Below are 17067 nucleotides of genomic sequence, written 5' to 3'. Positions count from 1 at the left end.
GATGTATGTATCAACACAATTAAAATGCTTTAAACAAGTAAAAAGTGAGAATTCTTTACCTATTTATCTTATTTGTAAGAAAAACTTCGAAGCTTGGTTAATTCAACAAGATAGTTTTTCTCAAAAAATTATAAATCAGGCGGAGCAAAAAAAGACAACTGTTATTATTCCTAACTCCCAAGGAGATATTGAAAAAATAGTATGTCGAGTAACTGATGATATGTTTAGTATTGCTGAACTATCTAATCAATTACCTAAAGGAGATTATCATATAGAATATTGTGATAGTAATGATCTTGCTTCTATGTATATTGGTTTTGCTTTGGGCAGCTATAAGTTTGATAAATATAAATCAAAACCAAAAGAGCAGAATGTAAAACTATACCTACCAAAAGAGTATGAATATATTTTAGCAAACATAGAGGCAAACTTTATAGTTAGAGATATGATTACAACACCTGCAGAAGAGATGGGGCCAGCTGATATTTCTAATATTGTAAAACAATTAGCTAATGAATTTGGTGCTAGCTTTGAAGAAATTGTGGGTGAGGAGCTTGCCAAACAAGGTTATATGGGTATTTATACAGTTGGTAAAGGTAGTCATAGAGAACCAAGACTAGTTAGATTAAGTTGGGGTGATGATAAGCATCCTCTAGTATCTTTAGTTGGTAAAGGGGTTGTTTTTGATACTGGTGGTTTAGATATTAAACCATCATCTGGAATGCTTCTTATGCATAAAGATATGGGAGGATCTGCTAATGCGATAGGTCTTGCTTATATGATTATGAAACATAAATTGCCTATTAGATTAAATCTTGTGATTCCAACAGTTGAGAATGCTATAGATGCAAAATCATATCGTCCTAGTGATATTATTAAAATGAAAAATGGTACAACTGTTCAGGTGGTGAATACAGATGCAGAAGGGCGATTGATCCTAGCCGAACCACTATTTGTAGAGGCGCAAAAGAAACCAAAATATTTGATAGATTTTGCTACTCTCACAGGTGCTGCTAGAGTAGCTGTTGGTCCAGAAATATCTGCCTTTTTCTGTAATGATGATGAAGTTTCTAATGATATAAATAAATATGGGAAGCTTATGAAAGATCAAGTTTGGAGGCTTCCTTTAGCTGATTGTTATAGAAAGAATTTAGAGACAGAATATGCTGATATATCTCATGCAGATTTATCCTCTCCATTTGCAGGGGCTATAAAGGCAGCTTTATTTATGGAGCATTTTGTTGGTTTAGAAGATGCACCAACTTGGATACATTTTGATATGATTGCTTGGAACTTGACTAGTACTCCAGGTAGACCAAAAGGTGGGGAAATGATGGCTGTTAGAGCTATGTTTGAAATGTTGAAGGATAAGTTTACCCATTGATTTGATAATTCTTAAAGTTTTTTCAAAGTTTTATGCCTATAAGCTATATCTATTTAACCAATCAACTTTTGTAAAAATTATTGATATTTCGTTTATCTAATAATACTAAAATTGTATACTCTAACTATAAGTATATAAATTTGGTAATGGATGTATGGAAATGACTGCGTTAGATCAGCTTAGGGAACACTCTAGAGTTGTTGCAGATACAGGCGATTTTGAGTTAATTAAGAAATATAAACCTATCGATGCAACAACAAATCCAAGCCTTATATTAAAAGCAGTAAAAGATAAGAAATATGCAGATTTTGTTAAAGGTATTATAGCTAATGTAAAATCAAATAATCCTAATTTAGCAGAAGCGGATCTTATAAAAGAAATATCTATTGAAATATTGGTTAGCTTTGGTTGTAAAATACTTGATGTCATAGATGGTAAGGTTTCTAGTGAAGTAGATGCTAGAGTTTCTTTTGATACTGAGAAAACTATAAATTATGCAAAAGAAATAATAGAGAAATATAATCAAAAAGGCATTTTTAAAGATAGAGTTTTAATTAAAGTGGCAGCCACATGGGAAGGAATCAAAGCGGCTCAGCAGCTCCAAAAAGAAGGTATAAATTGTAATTTGACGCTTATCTTTGATAAAGCTCAAGCACAAGCTTGTGCAGAAGCTAATGTGTATTTGATTTCTCCATTTGTTGGAAGGATTACTGATTGGCAAATGCAGCAAGAAAATCTTAACGAATTTCCAGAGGTAAGTAGTGATGAGGGAGTTAACTCAGTCAAAGCTATATATGACTTATATAAAGAGCAGGGGTTTAAAACCATAGTTATGGGTGCTAGCTTTAGAAATGCTAAACAAGTATTAGCCTTAGCTGGGTGTGATGCGTTGACAATAGCCCCAGCACTCCTTGAAGAATTAAATAGTATAAATAATAAAATAGAGCCTAAACTAATAAATAGTAATAGTACTATTTCTCAACAAACAAAAATTACAGAAGTTGATTTTCGTTGGCAAATGAATGATAACATTATGGCGACATATAAGTTAGCAGAAGGAATTAAGTCATTTGCTAAAGATACTATAGAGTTAGAGAATATTATTAAAGAGTTTTTATAAGAATATAGGGAGATAAAAAACTAATGAAAAAGATCTTGTTAACATCAATTTTGACTTCAATTTTAGGTGTACCAACAGTAGGCTTTTCAGAGGCTGAAGATACTAGAAAAAATGAATCATACAGTTCTGCAGCTCGAGATATGGGAGGGCTTCAGTCTCATCGTCAAATGTTAAATCAAAGGAAAAGTCAATCTCAGCAAGCTCCAAAGCATCATATAGGTGGAATCTCTGAGGATGATATGAGAGCTCCAAGAGCTAAGCGACCTGATCAAGATTCAAGAAATTCCCATCATGTAAAAGAACATAGTCATAAGGATCATAAAAATAAAAAAGATGATTCTGAAGATGAAAACCCGAATCTAGCAAACCTGACAACACCAGAGCCAGTAAATGCTAGAAATAATCTTAGAATCAGCGATGAAGATAGAGCCTTGAATAGACAAATGATGTTAGATGGCCCTCAGGGAGGCTTTCAAAATAATCAACCAAGAGGCATTGGTGGGACTAGTGCTAACTTCTAGAAAACATTCTTTGCATACTTTTATTAAATATACTAAAATCTACTAGCTGAAATTCTACTAAAACAATTAGGTTTTCCTATGATATTCCAATATGATAATTTTGATATTATTGAAGTAAATGGTGCAGATACTAAGAAGTTTTTGCAAGGGTTAACAACTGCTGATTTAAATCTGTTATCTACAGATAATGATATTTTATTAACTGCTTTTGCAAATCTTAAAGGACGTATTATTTCTTTATGTTTTGTGAAGTTTATTTCAGATGAAAAATTACTTTTATCTGTAGAAAAAACGGTTACAGAAAATTTACTTACATGGCTTAAAAAGTATGGCATGTTCTCAAAAGTGACATTTTTTATAAATGAAGATTTTTCATTATTTTTTACAAAGAATAGTTTTCTAAATCATAATATACTAGCTAAAAATAGCCTAAAATCAGACGTTAGTTTTGAAGAAGTTCAAAAACGAAATATCTTAAATAAACTAGCTGTTATCAATACTGATAATTTTGAGAAATTTTTACCAGCTGAACTTGAGTTAGATAATGTTGAAAATGTAATTTGCTATACGAAAGGCTGCTACATGGGGCAAGAAGTAATAGCTAGAATGCACTATAAAGCAAAATTGAAAAAAGAGTTAGCAGTAGTTAAATCTGACTCAGATATACAAAGTTTTGATCTGAAAAATAGTGAGGGTAAACCTTTAGCAAATGTTGTGAATAAGGTATTAGTTGATAGTAACTGCTATATGTTAGTTGTTTTTCATAAAGAAACAGATTCTGAGGAGTTTACTCTTGATACTGGTGAAGTTATTACTAAATGTTAACAAGGCTTAATCCTCAGCAGCAAGAAGCTGTAAAATATACAAGTTCACCACTGTTGGTACTTGCTGGGGCAGGTAGTGGTAAGACTAGTGTAATTATTGAGAAGATATCATATTTAATTGAAGAATTATTATATCCATCAAAAAGTATTTTAGCTGTTACATTTACTAACAAAGCTGCTAAGGAAATGCAAGAAAGAGTCAAATCTCGACTTAGCCAAGAGCAATCAAAAGGGCTTGTTATATCAACTTTTCATTCTCTCGGATTATCTATTTTAAAAAGACACTTTAAAGAGCTTGGCTATAAGAAAAACTTCACACTCTTTGATAGTCATGATGCACATACTTTGATACATGATATTGCTTACGATCAGTATCAACTACCTAAGCAAAATACAAGTTTTATTCAGTCAAAAATATCCTTTTGGAAATCTGCTTTATTAGATCCAAGTCAAGTTCAGCCAAAAGATGAACTAGAAGAACAAGCAGCTTTTGTTTATAAGGAATATCAAAAGTATCTAAGATCTTATAACTCATTTGATTTTGATGATTTGATATTTCAACCAATTCAATTATTTAAAAATAATCAACAAATTCAAAATCTTTGGTCAGATAAGTTTAGGTATATTCTAATTGATGAATATCAAGATACTAATGAATCGCAATACCAACTTTTAAAATATCTAACACAAGAAAAGCATAAATTTACGGTAGTTGGTGATGATGATCAGTCAATCTATGCTTGGCGAGGTTCTAGACCTGAGAATCTACGCCACTTGCAGGAAGATTTTCCAGATTTAAAAGTAATTAAGCTTGAACAAAACTATCGTTCTACTGGTAGGATTTTGAATATTGCCAATAAACTAATTGAAAATAATAGTCATATCTTTGAAAAAAAACTTTGGTCATCAAAAGATTATGGTGAGCAAATAAAATTAATAAGTTTGGTTAATGATGAAGATGAAGCTCAGTTTATCGCTAGTGATATATTCTTTGATAGAGTCAAAACCAAATCAATGAACTCTGATTATGCTATCTTGATTCGTAGTAATTATCAGGCATTTTTGCTTGAGAGATATATGCAAATGCACAAAATACCATATACGATTAGTGGTGGTAGTTCTTTTTTCTCAAAGTCTGAAATCAAAGATATAATTTCTTATTTACGACTGATTGTAAACCCTGATGATGATAGGGCATTTCTACGCGTAGTAAATACTCCAAAAAGAGAAGTTGGCAGTGCAACTATCCATAAACTTGGTGAATATGCTAGTGAGTATCATTGTAGTTTTTTTCATACCTTATACAATCTTGATGCTATAGACATTCGTGATTTAACAAAGAAAAAGCTATTGAACTTCAAAGATTTGATTATAAATACTCAGCAAAAGATACATACTAGTATTTCATCTGGGGAGTTAAAGAAAATCATTAATGATTTTGTTGATAATATCTCATATAGACAGTGGTTGATAGATTCTAGTTCATCTGAAAAGCAAGCAGAGTTTAGATATGCTAATGTTATAGAGGTTATTAGTTGGATAGCGAAGCAACTTGAAGATGAATCTTATAAAGGTTTAGAGTCCTTATCTGCAGTTTTAAATAAAATGCTTCTTATTGATATTTTAGATCGTGATAATGAAGATAAAAATGATAATCAAGTGCAAATAATAACTATGCATGCATCCAAAGGGCTTGAATTTAAAAAAGTTTATATAATGGGTATGGAAGAAGGCATTTTACCGCACCAACAAAGTATTGAAGAAGAGTCAATCGAAGATGAAAGACGCCTTGCGTATGTAGCTATTACAAGAGCTAAAGAGAATCTTACTATAACAATGACAAAACATCGTAAAAAGTTCGGTGAGAAGCAGATATCAATACCAAGTAGATTTATAGATGAGTTACCTGAAACTGACTTATATTGGGTTGGTACAGAAAAAGAGTGTGCTGAGACTCGTAAAGAAAATTCAAAGCAAAGCTTATCAGCCTTAAAGGAGATGTTTGGGTGATTTCCTCAAAGAATTTTTAACTATTCATTTTTATTATTTTATGTAACAAAAATGTTACACACTGTTACTTATTTGAAACATACTTTTCTTCTTTTGTTAATTATAATCCATCTCCGCAATTAAACATTTGTTGAATAAGAGGAAATTATAAGCATATGAAATTACTTTATAAATTAGCGGCAATAGTAGGAACTTTTTCTTTTTTTTCGTGTGCTGTATCACAAGAATTAAAAAGTTATGATGATATAAATAAGGCAGTGAAATTAGGTAATCAAATTACATTAGTTTTTTCATTAAATAAGTGTGAAGTCTATTCTGGTACTAATGACTATACTGAAATTAATGGATATATAAGACCTACAACAATAATGAATGTAGGAAATAGAATAGTATTTTCTCAGCAATTACTTAATGATCATCATATAGAATCTAGCATCCCTGTTATTGAGAACAATGCATATAGTATTAATAATAATGATGAAGTTGAAATGACATTTAGAGTTTTAGATGCTCAGTCATATAAGGAAATAAATGGTATGACTAAAAAGTTTATCTGCAAGTTAGGAAATGCTGCAAAAGTTTACTCATAAGGTGTTCAAACAAGATTCTTCAATGTTATTTAGAACTTGAATTAGTTATAAGTATTATGTTTTTTAGAAAATATCTAAATTATGAAAATTAAGTAAAAAGTAGGAAATTAAATGATGATAAAAAAAATAAAAATAATTTTATTTATGCTAATTGTAACAGGGAGTACTCTTGCAATAGCAAATGATAATAATTCAAAAAGTGATTTAACTATTGGAGAAGGTGTTAATTCAAAAATTACACTTTTAAAAAAAGGCACTTATCTTGTTGCTATAAATAGAAATAAATGTGAAGATGAAGGAAAATATCCAGAATATGTCCAAACTTTACTTGTTAGTGATAATGGCAATAGCATAAAAGACTTAGGATTATTTAGAGGGTCATCATGTAATACTATTTTATCATTAGCTACTTTAAATAAAGAAGATGGTAAACAAGAAGTGATAGGTACATGTACATCTGATGTAAAACCTAAAATAACTTCAGAACTAAGTTATTTTACAATAGACGTAATAGACATGGAAACAATGGTAGCAACTGAATACGAAAAATATAGTGTCGGCATGGAATCAAATATTTTGGTAGTAGGTGATAAGGTTTATGAAGTGCATATAAGCTATAAAGGATTAGAGTTTGAAATCATCAAACCTTATCCTAGCTTTTATCGCGCTATTGGTGGTAGCTATGAGAAATATAGAATGTTTCAACCTTTATATGTTGAAAATAATCCTTTATATGTTGAAGATAGTAATGTTGCTTTATTAGGTATTTCGAATGATGAAATTAGTATTTATGATTATAACATATATACATATAAAGGTAGTAGTATTGCTAGTGGCTGGTCAAAAGTTGATGCTAACACTTATCTTTCTGCTAAAGTGTTGCCAAATAGTGAACACAATAAATTTGTAACGGTTGCGAGTTACAATAACTACTTATATCTACAAACTTTTGACCCTGTAGAGAAGAAAAAAATAGCTATTAAAAACTTCGGTCCTAAGAAGTCCAGCCACCCTGAACTTATTATTGATGATGATAAGTTAATTATACTTTATACATATGAAGATAGTATTAAATATGTTGAAGAAAATACTCCACCTGCAAATTAACTATATTATTTTTAACAACTTGTATTTAAATTAAGTATAATAGGTACCTTAAATCTGATTATTTTGCTATAAGTGCAAACCATTTTAACATTCTTTTCATTTAAAACGCTATACATACATAAGATACTCGGGGCTTATAAGATTTGAGAAGTTGTTATTTACAGCGATGTTAAACTATATTAAAGAGGTATTGTTGGTATATATACAAAGATAGACGCTTATTTTTTTATTATAAATAGCATACAATATTAATTTTATAGTCTAATGATACAGTTAAGTTAGTCATATGTTTTATTTCTTAGACTAAATTATTAGAATCAATATCCAAAATCACCATTTTATCAGGGATATGAAAAGTTGTACTATATGTAGGGTTAAAAGCTAAGTATGAGCAAGTGTTTATATTACATTTCCAGTTTTTCTCTTCTGAATGATCAGTATAGGACGCGATCCTTAAAAAATTTGCTCTGTAACATTGTGACTTATTAATTAAAGAGTATGGAATAAATAACTCTCCAGAAAAGCTTCCTTTTTGGGAATCTTTGGTTACTTGCCATGCAAGCTTGTTATAAGTTGTATGTTTTGTAGTTTTGTCATTACTTTGTGATGAAGCATCTAAAAAATACGCTTCTTTTCCTGCCTTTTTTATATAAGCATTAAATAAAGCAGCATTTGGATTCAGTTCAAATTCAAAATATTGATTTGAAACTTTATCTCCAGAGTGAATAAATACTTCGAAGACTTCTTGATCGTATAGTTCACTATTGTTAGTTGTATTATCATTTTGATAAACAAATTTACTGCCATCATTTTTAAAATTAATTTTTATACCAGTAGTTTTAGGTGTTATGCTCACCTCTGTTGGGAAATCATAATTTTTTGTACCTGTCTGAATATTATAGAAATTAGATGATATTTTTGTAGTTATATCTTTATTAAGTTTAATAGTTTTGTTTGAGGTATTAGCATATATGGTAGCTTGTAAACATGTATATATAAGTATTAATTTTATGAGGTTCTGTTTCATTTTAAGACCTTATTTATAGTATATAAATGTAGAGTGATAGGTATTAAACTATGTAATAGAAAATATGTAAATAATAAAATTATAAATTTTATTGTAACAAAAATGTTACATATTGTTACTTATTTGAAACATACTTTTTCTTTATGATTAATTAGAATGGTAATTGAAGTTAAACCCTGATTAAGGAAAATGATATGAAACTTTATAAATCACTTTGTCTTTTAGCACCTTTAGCTATCAGTACTTCAGCTTACTCTTATACTCTAGAGTTAGTAAATAACAGTAAAGTTGATTCTAGAATTTATTCTACTCAACCTGTTATTGATGAAAAGGCTGAAGCTGGATCTAGCACTTCAGTATCATCTGTAAGAATAGAAGATGCGACTGAAATAAAAACAGCAGCAAGTGTTCCAAGTCAGCAGTCTTTTGGCTCTCTTGTTAAGTCTTCAAGTAATTTTACATTACAGTTAACTCCACAAACTTATTCAGAGGCGTGGCAAGATGTTAAAGTAGAAGTTAAAGGATCTTTTGGGACAGGTTCATATCAAGCAGTATTAACTCCAGCAGGTAAAGTTACGGCTAGTGGTATATGTAAAGCTGAAACGCATGGTGGTACAGGAGTTACATGTGCATTAGGTTCTAGTGATCCTTCAAATGTAACTATTACATTAACAGGAGGAGATACTCCTTCTCCAGTTACAGATACTGTGAAGATGGAATATGTTGGTGATTGGCATAAAGGTGGTAATGAGTATCATAATGGCGATTGGAGTGGTAAGTCATACGCTTTTGTTTCTTATGAAGGCAAATACTATGCAGCATGCGGAACTACTAATTGGACTGCTGCTCCTGATGAGCAAATAGCGGATACTGGTGAACAAGAGCCTTGGGCAACTTACAATGGTGTAGCTGGAGATATTGATAAAAAAACTTCTCCTTGTAGACGATCTTAATGAATCTTTAGAATCATAAGCAAAATTTTTAGTATTTCTATTAAGCTTTGACAGTGTCAAGGAGCTAAATACATGATTATTCAAATATATAATAGTAGTTTTACTCAGCATCTTTTTAGTGGCATAAGTTATTCTAAGGAGAGACTGTCTAATGTGTACTATACTATAAAGCAAAATCAAGGAACGAGAGTTTTATTATCAATAATAGGATCAAACTATAATTCAGATAATAAAAACTCTATACAAGAAGTAAATCTAGAACATGTTTTAAATAGGATTCCTAATGATGATGTTAAGGTTTTAGTAAAAAATGCTTGGAAAGATTTAGAGCTTATAGTAGGTCAAGAAGTTAGATTATTAGAAAATAACTGTAAGAAAAGTTTTATAAATAGGTTTTTAAAAAAGACTAAAAATATTAGCTTTATTATAAAATCACAATCTAATAAAGATACAACTCTGAATCCTAGTTTTAATAATATCAAGCTTGAGAAGTTATCTATCGAGCTTTAGTTTTCTAATCCAAGATTTATCTTAATATCTTCAATGTAACAAAAATGTTACATATTGTTACGCCTTTGAAACATACTTTTGCTTTTTGATTGGCTATAATTGCACTCCTTAGTAAGTACTCTCTAGAGTGTTGATATAAGAAGTTGATTTAGTAGTTAGTCAATACAAAGAATATTTTCTAATTAGAATACCCAAATTGCCTAGTGGATATATTATATGTTTAAAGCTCCTTTTTAAATAACTCATCGACATATAGAAACTATTAGGCAATCTTTGGATGTTTAAGAATAAGATTAGTAAATGGGCTAAATTTTATTAAACAATGTAAAAGTTTTAAAAAAGTCTGCCAAATAACCAAATTAGAACATTACATATTAAATAAAGAGCACTAAATGAAAATACGGATGCTTTTTTGAATACTTCTAAAAAGTTTCTAATAATATAAGCTATCCATATTGATAGTAGTGATAAACTAAGAGCTCGATCAGCAATTAAGACTCCTCTAAAACTATTATGATTAAATATGTGTTCAGGTATTAATATTATAATTATTAAAGATAGTGATATTGATATTACTGTAAATATTGCAAAGAAAATTAGTTTCAATTTGTTACTATCTATATAACAGAGAGTTATTATAATTATGGTACTAATTGGTAAAGAGATTGCTATATTAGGCATATGAGTCACGTTGACATATACGCTACTAAGTTTGAGCATTTCTATATACACATATAAGCATGTCATAGTTACTAATATAACAGTGTGTAGTAAAAATGTCCTACTATGTTTTACTATAGAAAATATACCTATGAAATAGTACTCAAGAATATTTTTAGACTTACTATTTTTATATATACCAAATTGTATAAGATTAAGTAATATGAAATTTATTAATATCAATGCTACACATCCGTAAAGGATATATTGAATATTAGTATTTACAGGGTATAGGCTTTGATATATTTCTAGAGCAAATGTAAAACCAAAAGCATGTATTAATGCGAGAGCCCATAATTGGTGGCGTCGTTTTGAGATTAGAGAAACTTGCACTACAGCTAATATAATAACTATATTGACTAACGACATAGCAGCAGCAGAAATAAGTAAAGTAAGTAAGCTAGGAGCTAAAATAAAAGCTATAACACCAGATCCTTGAAGTATCAGACAGAGCCTTAAAATTTTGCGATGATCAATAGAGCGAGTAAGTAAATGTAAAAATGGTAAAAAGAAGAAACCTATCGAAAAAAAACCTAGAAATAAGAAATGATACCCTTTAACGTATAAGTGCTGGTTGTAATACACGTCATGAAAAGCATAGAATTTAACTATATAAGAAACATAAATCACAAAAGCTACTTTTGCTATCAAGACAAATGATAAAAGCATTACTAGGTTTAAAAGAGAGGATTTATAATTTGATTGTGACATTTAATCCTCCTTCTACATTATTTTTTAAATATAGCTCGCCTTGATGTGCTTCAATTATTTCTTTACAAACTGTTAGACCTAAACCATTGCCTTTTTTTGCTGAAGAGCCTGTATAGAATGGTTCAAATACTTTTGTTATTTCATCATCTGGAATTCCAGGACCATTATCTTGAATTTGTATAATAAGTTTATAAGCATTGTTATCTATATCATTAATATAAATTTTGACTTGATTTCCATGCTTAAAGCCATTGTTTATAATATTTGATATAGCTCTTTTTAATGCAGGTTTTTTTATTTCTAAATAGAGGTCATCATAAAGCTGATTTATTAGGCGTATATCTTTATCAAGTTCAATATACTCATTAACAATGTCATCTATAAATTCACTAATACTTACTTTTTCTGGTGATATACCAGCTAGCCAATTTTCTTTTGAAAAAAGTACTAAATCATCTAACATTTGATTAATCTCTTCAATATCGTTGAGATCTTTATTGTTCAAAGAATTTTCTAAATCTGTTAGTCTTCTTGCTTGGATTCTTGCTAGAGGAGTTCGAATATCGTGGCATGTCATAGCCAGTAGTTTATTTTGATATTCGATAATATGATTAACTCGATTTTGCATAAAATCAAACGTAGCAACAGTTGAACTAAGCAATTTGCCTTTATGTTTTTTTAATGATTTTGATTGGAAGTACATACCCATCTCAAAAGCAAACTGTTGAAATTCAAGATAAGGAATACGCCAAGCAAGCTGTATAAAAAATATTATAAGTAATATAAAAAAGACTAATGCAATTAATCCAAAAGTAATATTGATAGGATAGGTTAATGCGTATTGTGATTTGTATAAAGTATTAACCCAAACATTGTTTGAAACCTGAATACTTTCACAGCTTTGTACAAGAACTTCATATTTATTTATAAGCTTGCTAAGCTCATGTTTTGTACATACTGGCTGTTTAGAATATATTGTAAAACTACGATATAGATTGTGTAGGGCTTTTTTAAAATCTGTCCTTTCAATATCATTAAGCAGTAAATTATCTTTTGACTGTTTAGATTTTTTTAGTGGGACAACTATACGTTCTGCAGCTACATCAGTACCCGAATTTACTACATAACCAACATACGAAAACTGTATAACAATTAGTCCAGATATAATAGCAATACTAACTAATAAAAGCTTTTTTTGTGAGCGGATAAGTTTACGAAGAGATATATTCATCGTATAAATTCAGGCAGTATCCTGTTCCTTTTATTGTCTGAATATAGCTGCTATCAGCAGTTTGATCTGGATTCGCATCTAATAGTTTACGCAATCTACTTATACGAATATCTATAGTGCGATCAAACTCTTCAAACGGGCGCTTAAGTATATCTTCATAGATCTTCTCACGTGTGATGGTTTTAGATTTATGTCTGTATAAATAATCAAATAGTTTATACAAAGCAGGAGTAAATACTATTTCTTCACCATTATTATATGAAATTTTATGCTGTTGAGTATCAATACTCCAATATGGGGTTTTTATTTGAGATTGTGCAGTTGGCTTTATATCTGTTCTTTTTAGTATTGATTTTATGCGTGCAAGAACTTCACGAGGATTAAATGGTTTTGTGATATAGTCATCAGCACCTGTTTCAATTCCTAATATACGATCAAAAGATTCTCCTGCTGAAGATAAAAATATTACAGGGACTTCAGATATTTTACGAATTTGTCGACAGGTGTCTAATCCATCTATTTCAGGCATCATGACATCTAAAATAACTAAGTCATAAGATCTTTCTGATAACGCATCAAGAAATGATATACCACTATCAAAATCATCAACTAAATAATGATTTTGAACAAGATAGTTAGCTAATCCCTCTCTAATATCTGACTCATCGTCAACTATAGCAATTCTTTTCTGCATTATTCACATTTAATATGAGTATATATTATCCAAATTATAGCATCATAGCTTTTAAAATTACATTTGAATGTAACAAAAGTGTTACATATTGTTACATGTCTGAAACTGTATTTGTTTTATAATGAATTATAATTAGATAACTTCTGTATTAAATTAAAAGACGATTATGAAGTTTATACAGCCTTTCTTTATTTTGTTAGCGATTTTATTTGGTAATTGTTCATTTGCTAACTTAAAAACAATTATTTGCAAAGATGATTATGTTGGTTCAGAGGTTGAACATTATAGCCATAAATATTTAGTTGTTGATAATAATACTCTTAGAGAAAGTTTTAGAGATTTTGCTATTGGAAAAATACATCTTTGTACTTCCCATGTTACAGATATGTCACACTTATCTAATCTATTAAGTAATGAGGCTTTATATAGAAATTTACCAATTGGTATAACAAGCTGGGATACCTCAAATGTCACTACGATGGAGGGCATGTTTGAAAACTTATATAGTTTTAATCAAAATATTGGTGATTGGGATACTTCCAAAGTAAAAGATATGTCTCAGATGTTTAAAAATGCATATAGCTTTAATTATGATATTAATAAATGGAATGTCTCTAGTGTCGATAATATGACAGCAATGTTTTTCAATGCACATGCTTTTAATAAGCCTCTTGATAAATGGGATATATCAAACGTAGTATATACACAAGATATGTTTAATGGTGCATACTCATTTAATCAAGATATCTCTCACTGGGATACATCAAATATAGTTATTATGAACAATATGTTTTATGATGCAAAATCTTTTAATCAGGATATATCAAGCTGGGATGTTAGTATGATCAAATCTAGATTTAGATATAGTTTTGCAAATAAGCAGTATTTAGACGCAGATAACTGGCCAATCTTTAGTAATTAACATTCACTTTAGAAACAATAATAATTCCACGAGGTAAGTTAGATTCAGAATCTTTACCTTGGATAGCTTTAAAGAGATCGGATGTTTTTATCCAAGATGGTTCATATTTATATCTTGCTACATCCAAAAGTAGCCACATATCAGCTTTAGAATTATAAGCAGCTAAAGGAGAGAAGTGTCCACCTCCTTGAGCACCCATATCAGAGCGGCTATAATTGATTATTATATATTTACCATTTTTCATATTATTTAATAGGTTATTTTTAAATTGTTCCTCATTTTTAAACTGATTTGCATGGTAAACTTTAGCAATAGCTTTTGCTCCAATAGTATTTTGATCGTTAATAATTTGAGCTGTCTCATCGATAGGTAAACCATGAGCATAAATTCGATTTGGGTTTATTCCTGCTTTAATAAGTTTTTTGTTATAAAAAATATTAGTTTGATCAAATATGGTATAGGGTTGGTGATCAGGTGACATTGTTGGCTCGATACCAAGAGCATTTAAAACCATAACATCAGAAGCGGGTCCACAAAAACTTGTACCATACTCAGTTGTAAAATATTCAGAAAGCTTCCAGTATTGTTGAGAATATTCTTCAGGAGCTGTTTTTAGTAAATTCTTACCTTCTAAGCTAGAAAAAGCTACTACATTATTAGGTAGCACCAGTTGTTTCGCGTAAATATTTGTTGATATAAGAATTCCTAAAATAGAGACTAAAAAGGCAATTTTTTTCATTTCTTTCACTTAAATTTAGCAAACTATATATGGTATTAAACTATTTGAAAGAATAGTTGTAAAGCAAATTTTGATTATTAATGTTAGTCTAGATTTAACTATGATAATATTCTCTTGTATAAATTTAAAAAGGTGAATGTCTTGATTTCAATAGGTAAATATCATAATTTAAAAGTTCTTGAAGTAAACCATAAAAACTTAGTTTTAGATGCTCTAAATTTAGGTGATGTAGAGTTGGCATTATCAGAGCTTACAGATGTTCCTGAAGTAGGGGAAGAATTAAGTGTATTTTTGTATCAAAATTCTAAATCTGAAGTAGTAGCAACTACAAAGACAGTACCAACAGTTGGAGAAGTTGCATATCTAGAGGTTAAAAACATTACTCAAATTGGAGCATTTTTAGATTGGGGTTTAGATAAAGATCTATTTGTACCATTAGCAGAACAGCATAGACCTTTTGAGCTTGGCAAATCATATATTGTTTATTTATATCTTGATAAAGTAAATGGTCGAATTACAGCATCATCTAAGATTAATAAGTTTATTACAGATTATGCTGGTGATGATCTTAAGCCTAATCAAGAAGTAGATTTACTAATTGCTAATTCAACAAATATTGGCTATAAAGCAATTATCAATAGTAAATATTGGGGTATCCTTTATGGTTCAGAAGTGTTTACAAGACTAAGTTTTGGCCAATCAAAAAAAGGCTATATCAAAAATATTCGTGAAGATGGTCGTATAGATTTATCATTACAACTAGCTCATAAAGATTTGGACAAAAATGCAGAACTTGTTGAAAAGTATTTAATTGCTCACGATGGATCTTCACCTTTCAATGATAAGTCTAGTCCAGATGATATAAAAAGAGAGTTTGGTATTAGTAAAGCAGCATTTAAAAGAGCGATAGGAACTCTTTTAAAACATAAAAAAATAGTAATTAGAGATAATGGTATTTATTTAAATGGCTAGAAACTTAACTATTTTTTAGCTTTCTTACGAGCTTCTTCTTTAGCTTTTTGTTTCTGTTGTTTATTTAACTTTGCTAATCTTTTTGCCTCATCACCAACATGGGAAAAACCTCTTTCAGCTGCTAGTTGAGATTGTTTTTCACGTTCAGCAAAACGAGATTTTTGTTTTTCAGTAGCTTTATCATAACAGTGGTGGCAGCTTATGCCTTTAACATATTCAGGACGCTTCTTATCTTCTTCTGTAATTGGCATACGACATGCAAAGCATTGATCATAATTACCTTTTTCTAGATCGTGGTTTACAGCTACTCTAGAGTCAAATACAAAGCATTCTCCTTGCCACATAGATTCTTCTTTTGGTACTTCTTCAAGGTATTTTAGAATGCCACCTTGTAGATGATAAACTTCATCAAAACCTTTGGCTTTCATAAGAGCTGTAGATTTCTCGCATCTAATTCCACCTGTACAAAACATCGCAACTTTCTTATGTTTTTTAGGGTCTAAATTTTCATCAACATATTCAGGAAACTCACGGAATGTTTCTGTATTTGGATTTACAGCATTTTCAAATGTGCCTATTTCAATTTCATAATCATTACGTGTATCGATTAGTAGAGTTTCAGGATCAGATATTAGAGCATTCCAGTCCTTTGGTTTTACATATTGACCACAAACTTTATTCGGATCTATTTCATCGACCCCAAGAGTTACAATTTCTTTTTTAAGCTTAACTTTTGAACGATAAAAGGGCATTTCTTCATGAAGTGATTCTTTATAGTCAATATCTGCTAAACGAGGATCAGACTTTAGATAATCAAGTAAAGCATCTACACTTTCACGAGTTCCGGCTACAGTTCCATTAATTCCTTCATTTGCCAAAAGCAAGGTGCCTTTAACATTGTTTTTTATCATTGTATCAAGAAGTGGCTGGCGCATTGCTTCAAAGTCTTCAAGAGTTACAAATTTGTACATTGCACAGACAACTATTTGTGACATATTATTCCTAGAAATTTTAATTAGTATAAATAAAGAT

At 30.0% G+C, this 17067-nt stretch carries 17 protein-coding genes; 11 read left to right on the top strand and 6 right to left on the bottom strand.

Features of this window, described 5'->3' with window-relative positions; genetic code table 11:
• Position 1 precedes the first annotated feature (1 nt).
• The 7 genes from QI37_RS01760 (at position 2) to QI37_RS01730 (ending at position 7556) form a co-directional block, all read left to right on the top strand.
• A complete protein-coding gene (locus QI37_RS01760) occupies positions 2-1384 on the top strand; it encodes a M17 family metallopeptidase (protein WP_040008007.1) in 1383 nt (460 codons plus the stop codon).
• A 160-nt stretch (positions 1385-1544) separates the two neighbouring features.
• Positions 1545-2504 carry a transaldolase gene (locus tag QI37_RS01755; protein WP_434061679.1) on the top strand — a complete coding sequence of 320 codons (960 nt, stop codon included), beginning with the start codon at positions 1545-1547 and terminating at the stop codon, positions 2502-2504.
• Positions 2505-2527: 23 nt separating this feature from the next.
• On the top strand, positions 2528-3025 hold the full coding sequence (locus tag QI37_RS01750; protein ID WP_040008002.1) for a hypothetical protein: 498 nt from the start codon (positions 2528-2530) through the stop codon (positions 3023-3025).
• 78 nt (positions 3026-3103) lie between these two features.
• The gene (ygfZ, locus tag QI37_RS01745; protein WP_040007999.1) at positions 3104-3850 is read left to right on the top strand and encodes a CAF17-like 4Fe-4S cluster assembly/insertion protein YgfZ; all 747 of its coding nucleotides are present in this window, start codon (positions 3104-3106) and stop codon (positions 3848-3850) included.
• On the top strand, positions 3844-5859 hold the full coding sequence (locus QI37_RS01740) for a UvrD-helicase domain-containing protein (protein WP_040007997.1): 2016 nt from the start codon (positions 3844-3846) through the stop codon (positions 5857-5859). Before ygfZ ends, QI37_RS01740 begins: the two co-directional genes overlap by 7 nt.
• A gap of 155 nt (positions 5860-6014) precedes the next feature.
• Positions 6015-6449, top strand: coding sequence for a VirK family protein (locus QI37_RS01735; protein WP_040007994.1), 435 nt, complete (start codon positions 6015-6017; stop codon positions 6447-6449).
• A 111-nt stretch (positions 6450-6560) separates the two neighbouring features.
• The gene (locus QI37_RS01730) at positions 6561-7556 is read left to right on the top strand and encodes a hypothetical protein (RefSeq protein WP_040007991.1); all 996 of its coding nucleotides are present in this window, start codon (positions 6561-6563) and stop codon (positions 7554-7556) included.
• A gap of 298 nt (positions 7557-7854) precedes the next feature.
• On the opposite strand, the gene QI37_RS01725 is transcribed toward QI37_RS01730, so the two are convergent.
• The gene (locus QI37_RS01725; RefSeq protein WP_040007989.1) at positions 7855-8583 is read right to left on the bottom strand and encodes a carbohydrate-binding family 9-like protein; all 729 of its coding nucleotides are present in this window, start codon (positions 8581-8583) and stop codon (positions 7855-7857) included.
• 194 nt (positions 8584-8777) lie between these two features.
• Here QI37_RS01725 and QI37_RS01720 point away from each other — a divergent pair, with 194 nt between their 5' ends.
• Both QI37_RS01720 and QI37_RS01715 read left to right on the top strand, forming a co-directional pair.
• Positions 8778-9536, top strand: coding sequence for a hypothetical protein (locus QI37_RS01720; RefSeq protein WP_040007986.1), 759 nt, complete (start codon positions 8778-8780; stop codon positions 9534-9536).
• Positions 9537-9608: 72 nt separating this feature from the next.
• Positions 9609-10046, top strand: coding sequence for a normocyte binding protein 2b (locus QI37_RS01715; protein WP_235261389.1), 438 nt, complete (start codon positions 9609-9611; stop codon positions 10044-10046).
• A 333-nt stretch (positions 10047-10379) separates the two neighbouring features.
• On the opposite strand, the gene QI37_RS01710 is transcribed toward QI37_RS01715, so the two are convergent.
• The 3 genes from QI37_RS01710 to QI37_RS01700 are packed head-to-tail and all read right to left on the bottom strand — an operon-like array spanning position 10380 to position 13402.
• On the bottom strand, positions 10380-11477 hold the full coding sequence (locus QI37_RS01710; RefSeq protein WP_040007983.1) for a hypothetical protein: 1098 nt from the start codon (positions 11475-11477) through the stop codon (positions 10380-10382).
• A complete protein-coding gene (locus tag QI37_RS01705) occupies positions 11458-12708 on the bottom strand; it encodes a sensor histidine kinase (protein WP_040007981.1) in 1251 nt (416 codons plus the stop codon). Before QI37_RS01705 ends, QI37_RS01710 begins: the two co-directional genes overlap by 20 nt.
• Positions 12689-13402: a response regulator transcription factor gene (locus QI37_RS01700; protein ID WP_040007978.1), complete on the bottom strand. Its 714-nt coding sequence runs from the start codon at positions 13400-13402 to the stop codon at positions 12689-12691. The genes QI37_RS01705 and QI37_RS01700 overlap by 20 nt, the downstream gene beginning before the upstream one ends.
• Positions 13403-13568: 166 nt before the next feature.
• Between QI37_RS01700 and QI37_RS01695 the strand changes: the two genes are divergently transcribed.
• The gene (locus QI37_RS01695; protein ID WP_052399119.1) at positions 13569-14324 is read left to right on the top strand and encodes a BspA family leucine-rich repeat surface protein; all 756 of its coding nucleotides are present in this window, start codon (positions 13569-13571) and stop codon (positions 14322-14324) included.
• Here the strand turns inward: QI37_RS01695 and QI37_RS01690 are convergent.
• Positions 14314-15063: a phytochelatin synthase family protein gene (locus QI37_RS01690; RefSeq protein ID WP_040007977.1), complete on the bottom strand. Its 750-nt coding sequence runs from the start codon at positions 15061-15063 to the stop codon at positions 14314-14316. The two genes, QI37_RS01695 and QI37_RS01690, sit on opposite strands and share 11 nt — an antisense overlap.
• Positions 15064-15204: 141 nt before the next feature.
• Here QI37_RS01690 and QI37_RS01685 point away from each other — a divergent pair, with 141 nt between their 5' ends.
• On the top strand, positions 15205-16035 hold the full coding sequence (locus QI37_RS01685) for a CvfB family protein (protein WP_040007974.1): 831 nt from the start codon (positions 15205-15207) through the stop codon (positions 16033-16035).
• 8 nt (positions 16036-16043) lie between these two features.
• Here QI37_RS01685 and trhO read toward each other — a convergent pair whose 3' ends face one another.
• Complete coding sequence (gene trhO, locus QI37_RS01680) at positions 16044-17030, bottom strand: oxygen-dependent tRNA uridine(34) hydroxylase TrhO (RefSeq protein ID WP_040007972.1); 987 nt, start codon at positions 17028-17030, stop codon at positions 16044-16046.
• Positions 17031-17067 lie beyond the last annotated feature (37 nt).

Source organism: Candidatus Francisella endociliophora, from assembly GCF_000764555.1.
GTDB classification, from domain to species: Bacteria; Pseudomonadota; Gammaproteobacteria; order Francisellales; family Francisellaceae; genus Francisella; species Francisella endociliophora.
This window is presented reverse-complemented; position numbering and strand designations above follow the sequence as displayed.